General features: G+C 65.9%; 6 protein-coding genes. 3 read left to right on the forward strand and 3 right to left on the reverse strand.

The window, feature by feature from the left end; genetic code table 11:
* Positions 1–107 precede the first annotated feature (107 nt).
* Complete coding sequence (locus ACK4SE_RS09475) at positions 108–467, forward strand: ArsR/SmtB family transcription factor (RefSeq protein ID WP_409691668.1); 360 nt, start codon at positions 108–110, stop codon at positions 465–467.
* Entirely contained in the window at positions 464–997 is a 534-nt protein-coding gene (locus ACK4SE_RS09480; protein WP_409691671.1) for an SRPBCC family protein, read from the forward strand. The genes ACK4SE_RS09475 and ACK4SE_RS09480 overlap by 4 nt, the downstream gene beginning before the upstream one ends.
* A 55-nt stretch (positions 998–1,052) precedes the next feature.
* Here ACK4SE_RS09480 and cysN read toward each other — a convergent pair whose 3' ends face one another.
* The 3 genes from cysN to ACK4SE_RS09495 form a co-directional block, all read right to left on the reverse strand.
* Positions 1,053–2,984, reverse strand: coding sequence for a sulfate adenylyltransferase subunit CysN (gene cysN / locus ACK4SE_RS09485; protein WP_409691673.1), 1,932 nt, complete (start codon positions 2,982–2,984; stop codon positions 1,053–1,055).
* On the reverse strand, positions 2,984–3,940 hold the full coding sequence (gene cysD, locus ACK4SE_RS09490) for a sulfate adenylyltransferase subunit CysD (protein ID WP_409691676.1): 957 nt from the start codon (positions 3,938–3,940) through the stop codon (positions 2,984–2,986). Before cysD ends, cysN begins: the two co-directional genes overlap by 1 nt.
* A 110-nt stretch (positions 3,941–4,050) precedes the next feature.
* A complete protein-coding gene (locus tag ACK4SE_RS09495) occupies positions 4,051–5,211 on the reverse strand; it encodes a DegT/DnrJ/EryC1/StrS family aminotransferase (protein ID WP_409691678.1) in 1,161 nt (386 codons plus the stop codon).
* A 272-nt stretch (positions 5,212–5,483) separates the two neighbouring features.
* On the opposite strand from ACK4SE_RS09495, the gene ACK4SE_RS09500 reads away from it, so the two are divergent.
* Positions 5,484–6,296: outer membrane protein (locus ACK4SE_RS09500; RefSeq protein WP_409691681.1), on the forward strand; the 813-nt coding region annotated here is incomplete at its 3' end.

The following is a 6,296-nucleotide window of genomic DNA, read 5'->3' on the forward strand; positions in this document are numbered from 1 at the left end:
CCCTCTGCGGTCTTGTCGCACAGATACGGCCGAGGCGAGTGATCGGCTTCAGAGAAAAATTCAACCGCACGGTTGACCATTTTTGACCGACATCTATATTCAATCACATGGTTGAATATAATTCCCCCGAACTCAGCGGCGTGTTTCACGCGCTCAGCGATCCCACCCGCCGCGGCATGCTGGCCGAGCTTGCGCTGGGCGAGCGGACGGTGAGCCAGCTGGCGGCGCCCCATCCGATCTCGCTGGCCGCCGCATCCAAGCACATCAGGACGCTGGAGACCGCCGGCCTGATCCGGCGCGAGGTGCGTGGCCGCGTGCACCTGTGCCGACTGGATCCCGGGCCTCTGGCCGACGCCCACGACTGGCTGGGCGTCTACCAACGCTTCTGGACCGCGCGACTGGATGACCTGGAGCGGATCCTTCGCGACGCCCCCACCACCCCCCAAAAGCAAGGAGACGACCAATGACCGACACTGCCACCCTCGACGCCTATGCCGACCTGATCGAGCCGACCACCCTCAGAATCCAGCGTCTCCTGCCCGGTCCCGTCGACCGGGTGTGGGCCTATCTGACCGAGAGCGAACTGCGCCGTCAGTGGCTCGCCTCCGGCGACATGGAGATGAAGGTCGGCTCGGCCTTTGAGCTGGAATGGCGCAACAACGAACTGACGGACCCTCCGGGACGCCCGCCCGAGGGATTCGACGGCCGCCACAGCCTGGCCAGCCGGATCACGGAACTGGTCCCGCAGCAGCGCCTCGCCATCGAATGGGGTGCGTCCGCCGGGGTCGTCTTCGATCTCGAGCCCATGGGCGATGAGGTCATGCTCACCATCACCCACAAGCGGGCGCCCGATCGCTCGGTCCTGGTGAACGTCAGCGCTGGATGGCACGCCCATCTTGACGTCCTGGTCGCGCGTCTGGGCGACGGCGCGCCCGGCCCGTTCTGGGACCACTGGACGGCATTGAAGGCCCAATACGAGCAACGCATTCCGGCCTGACGCGAAAGCGAAACCTCCCGACCGCTGCAGGCGGCCGTTGGGAGGCACGCCCGGATCACCCCGTCAGGCGGCCGCTCTCTTTCAGGGCGGCCATGATCGCCTCGCAGGCACCCTCGGGGCTCATGACCGTGGTGTCGATGTGAATCTCGGCGTTCTCGGGCGGCTCATAGGGGCTGTCGATGCCGGTGAAGTTCTTGAGCTCGCCACGCCGGGCCTTGGCGTAAAGGCCCTTGGGATCGCGCGCCTCGACCTCGGCCAGCGGCGTGTCGATGAACACCTCGATGAACTCGCCCTCGGCCATGCGCTCGCGCGCCAGGCGGCGCTCGGCCCTGAAGGGCGAGATGAAGGATACCAGCACGATCAGGCCCGCATCGGTCATCAGCCGCGCCACCTCCGCCACGCGGCGGATGTTCTCGACCCGGTCGGCTTCGGTGAAGCCCAGGTCGCGGTTCAGCCCGTGGCGGACATTGTCGCCGTCCAGAATGCAGGCGTGACGGCCCTCCGCGTGCAGGCGCTTCTCCACCAGATTGGCGATGGTGGATTTGCCCGATCCGGACAGGCCGGTGAACCAGACCACAGCCGGCTTCTGGCCCTTGGCTGCGGCGCGGGATTCGCGGGTCACGTCCAGGGCCTGCCAGTGGATGTTGTGAGACCGGCGCAGGGCGAAGCGGATCATGCCCGCGCCAACCGTGGCGTTGGTGATCCGGTCCATCAGGATGAAGCCGCCCAGCCCGCGATCGATCTCATAGGGCTCGAAGGCCACCGGCTGGGTCAGGGACAGCTTGCAGACTGCAATCTCGTTCAGGCCCACGGTCTTGGCCGCGCTCTCCTGAAGGGTGTTCACGTCGATGCGGTGCTTGATCTCGGTGATCTGGGCCGAGACGGTGCGGGCGCCGATCTTGAGCCAGTAGGAGCGCCCGGCCAGCAGTTCGTCCTCGGCCATCCAGACGATGGTGGTCTCGAACTGGTCCGAGGTCTCAGGCGGGGTGTCGGCGGCCGCGATGACGTCGCCGCGCGAGACGTCCACCTCGTCGGCCAGGGTCAGGGTGATCGATTGCCCGGCCGTGGCCTGATCAAGGTCCCCGGCCATGGTGACGATGCGCGCGACCTGTGTCGTGCGGCCGGACGGCAGGATGCGCACGGGATCGCCCGGCTTCACCACGCCGGACGCGACCTGACCGGCGAAGCCCCGGAAGTTCAGGTCCGGGCGGTTCACCCACTGCACCGGCATGCGGAACGGGCGGCGGGCCAGGCGCTCGTCGTCGACCTCGACCGTCTCCAGATGCGCGATCAGTGACGGGCCCTCGTACCAAGGCGTGTGGGCGCTGGGTGCGGTGATGTTGTCGCCCATCAGGCCCGAGATGGGGATGCACAGCACATCCTTGATGCCCAGTTCGGCGGCGAAGGCGCGGTAGTCGGCGACGATCCCGTCGAAGATCTCGCGGGACCAGCCGACCAGATCCATCTTGTTGACCGCCAGCACCACGTGCCGGATGCCCAGAAGCGACACCAGATAGCTGTGCCGCCGGGTCTGGGTCAGCACGCCCTTGCGCGCATCGATCAGCACAACGGCCAGATCGGCGGTCGAGGCGCCGGTGACCATGTTGCGGGTGTACTGCTCGTGGCCGGGCGTATCGGCGACGATGAATTTCCGCTTCGCCGTGGCGAAGAAGCGGTAGGCCACGTCGATGGTGATGCCCTGTTCGCGCTCGGCCGCCAGCCCGTCCACCAGCAGGGCGAAGTCGAGGGCGCCGCCTTGCGTGCCCACTTTTTTCGAATCCGCCTCCAGCGCCGCCATCTGGTCGTCGAAGACCATGCGCGAGTCATAGAGCAGGCGGCCGATCAGGGTGGACTTGCCGTCATCCACCGAGCCACACGTGATGAAGCGCAGCAAGCCCTTGGCTTCGTGGTCGGCCAGGAAGGCGTCGATGTCCTCGCTGGCGAGGTCGGCAGGGCGGTAGGCTGTATCGGGTCTGATGGGGGGCATCAAAAATAGCCCTCCTGCTTCTTCTTCTCCATGGAGGCGGTCTGGTCGTGATCGATGGCCCGCCCCTGACGTTCGGATGTGGTGGTCAGCAGCATCTCCTGCACCACGTCCGCCAGGGTGGAAGCTTCTGAGCGGACCGCCCCCGTCAGCGGATAGCAACCCAAAGTGCGGAAGCGGACGCTGGCAAGCTCCGGCGTCTCGCCGGGACGCAGTCGCATGCGGTCGTCATCCACCATGATAAGCGCGCCGTCCCTCTCCACCACCGGGCGCTCGGCGGCGAAATACAGGGGCACGACGGGGATGGCCTCGCGCATGATGTACTGCCACACGTCCAGTTCGGTCCAGTTGGAGATCGGGAAGACGCGGATCGACTCCCCAGTGTTCACGCGTGTGTTGTAGAGGCTCCACAGCTCCGGGCGCTGCGATCTGGGATCCCAGCGATGGCCTGCATTGCGGAAAGAGAACACCCGCTCCTTGGCCCGGCTCTTCTCCTCGTCGCGGCGCGCGCCGCCGAAGGCTGCGTTGAAGCCATACTGGTCCAGAGCCATTTTCAGGCCCTCAGTCTTCCAGAGGTCCGTGTGCACGGTCGCGCCGTGGTCGAACGGATTGATCCCCCGGGCTTCGGCCTCGGGGTTGCGGAAGACCAGAAGGTCCATGCCCGCCTCAGCCGCCATGCGGTCGCGCAGGGCGTACATGTCCCGGAACTTCCAGGTCGTGTCCACGTGAAGCAGCGGGAACGGCGCCGCCGCCGGATAGAACGCCTTGCGCGCCAGATGCAGCATCACCGCCGAGTCCTTGCCCACAGAGTACAGCATCACCGGTCGCTCGATCTCGGCCGCCACCTCGCGGATGATGTGGATGCTCTCGGCCTCCAGCCGGTCAAGGTGGGTGAGGCGATGAGATGAGAGGCCGGTAGTCAGGGTCGCCTCCTGGCGAAAGGGCTCGAGCGCATTCACATACATATCGCGCGGGCGGACGAACGGAACCGCGACCTAGCGCCTGGGGCCTCCGGATGCGGCCGATATTTTCTGGTCCCCGCCTATAGCTCAGCCGAAAGGGACGATGTTCAGCCGGCGAAACTCGCCACCGCCCCCACGATGCGATCCTGGGTCTCTTCGTCCAGCCAGGCGTGCATGGGCAGGCTGATCACGCGGTCTGCCTTTGTCTCCGTCACCGGCAGACCGCCGGGGCCAACTGGATAATGGGCATAGGCCGGCTGCCGATGCATAGGGATGGGGTAATAGACCGCCGTGGGCACCCCCTGGGCCTTGAGGTGGGCGGCAAGACCGTCGCGGTCGTCATGTTCGATGGTGTACTGGGCCCAGACCGAGAGCCCGCCGTCCATGACGCCGGGAATCGAGGCCACATGAGGTCCCAGCAGGCGGTTGTATCGCTCCGCAATCCTGTTTCGCCGTTCGATTTCGTCGGCGAAGATGGCCAGCTTCTCGATCAGTATGGCCGCCTGGATGGTGTCGAGGCGCGAGTTCATGCCCACGCGCATGTTCAGATATTTGGGATCATGCTCGAACGAGCGCCCTTCGAGATCCCGCGCCACAGCCTTGCCATGCACCCGAAGGGAATCCAGCAACTGGGCCAGGTCGTCATCATTCGTCAGCACCGCCCCGCCGTCGCCGTAGCAACCCAGCGGCTTGGCCGGGAAAAAGCTGGTTGTAGCCACATCGGCCCATGAAACGGGATGCTTCCCGTCCAAGGTGCAGCCGAAACCCTGGGCGGTATCCGCGATCAGCTTCAAACCATGCCTGCGGGCGATTTCGGCGATCCGCGGATAATCTGCGGGCTGACCGAACAGGTCGACGGCGATCACCACTTTCGGCGTCAGCTTGCCTTCGGCCTTCACGGCCTCAATGGCCGCCTCGAGATGATCCGGGTCCATGTTGTAGGTAATGGGGTCGACGTCGACGAAGACAGGGCTGGCGTCGAACCACGGAATGATCTCGGCCGTGGCGGCGAAGGTGAAGGAAGGACAGAAGACGGCGTCACCGGCTCCAACCCCCCACGCCATCAGCGGCAGCGCCAGGGCATCGGTTCCGTTGGCGCAGGACACGGCATGCCCTGCATGGCCGAATTCGGCCAGTTGCTGCTCCAGGGCGCGAACCTCCGGGCCCATGACATAGGCGCCGCCCGCGATGACCCGAAGCACCGCCGCATCCAGTCGATCGGCGATCTGCGCCCGCTGGGCCTGAAGGTCTATGAAGGCAATGCTCATCGGAATCCTGACTGTCCGCGTCGAACAGGTTACGTCATAAGATTTATGTATCAGGGGCGTAAAGCTGTCGGTCGTCACCATTGATGTCGCTTCATTAGCGCGCAGTTGGCCGCTTCGGCCCGCGCGACGCAACCTCCTGTCGCATTACGGCCACGGTATCGACCTTGCAGCCCTCGCGAGGGGTCGCCGGTATCGACCTCCCCCGTCAACGCTGTTATGACCAAATCGGGGCGGCAGGACCGCCGATGAAACTGCGGAGAGGGCTAGCACCCATGCGCTTCAAGAATCTTATGATGGCCACGGGCGCAGCAGCTGCGCTTGCATTTGGCGCGACCAGCGTGTCGGCTCAGTCCAGTGGGGTCTACGGCGCCCTCGACGTGGGCGGCCACTGGATGGAAGACGGCATCAACGCCCGCTCCGAAGCCGGACCGGCTTGGGAATGGGAAGTCAATCAAGGCTGGGCCGCGTTCGCTCGCCTCGGCTATCGGGTGAACCCCAACTGGCGCGTTGAGCTTGAGGCCGGGCATCGCTCGGGCGACATCGGCACCGTTCGCCGGTTCACCGACGCCGTTCCGTCCGGTCTGTGCAACCTGTCGCCGGCCGCCGGCCCGTGCCACTCGCCCGAAGGCGACATCGTATCGCGGACCGTTTTCCTCAACGCTCTGTATGATTTCGGTTCGTCTGACTGGGCGTTCCGTCCGTTCGTGGGCCTGGGCGTCGGTGTCAACCGCGTTTCCATCGACACCTTCGGCAGCCTGCGCGGCAATCGTGGCGCGACCCTCGAAGCCAACGACCGGTCCTATGACATAGCGTTTCAGGGCCTTGCCGGCTTTGCCTGGGCTGTGGGTGAACGCGCCAACATCGACCTGACCTATCGTTACCTGACCGGCGAAGCGGACTGGGATACGACGACCACCGGCGCTCCCGCGCTCGGCAATTTCGCAGGCGACTACGATTTCAGCCACACGGTGACGCTGGGCCTGCGTTATGCGTTCGGCCCGACGGCGGCTCCCCCGCCGCCGCCGCCGCCGCCGCCGCCCCCGCCGCCCCCGCCGCCTCCCCCGCCGCCGCCTCCCCCGCCGCCT

The sequence above is a fragment of the Brevundimonas sp. genome (assembly GCF_046293315.1).
Classification (GTDB): domain Bacteria; phylum Pseudomonadota; class Alphaproteobacteria; order Caulobacterales; family Caulobacteraceae; genus Brevundimonas.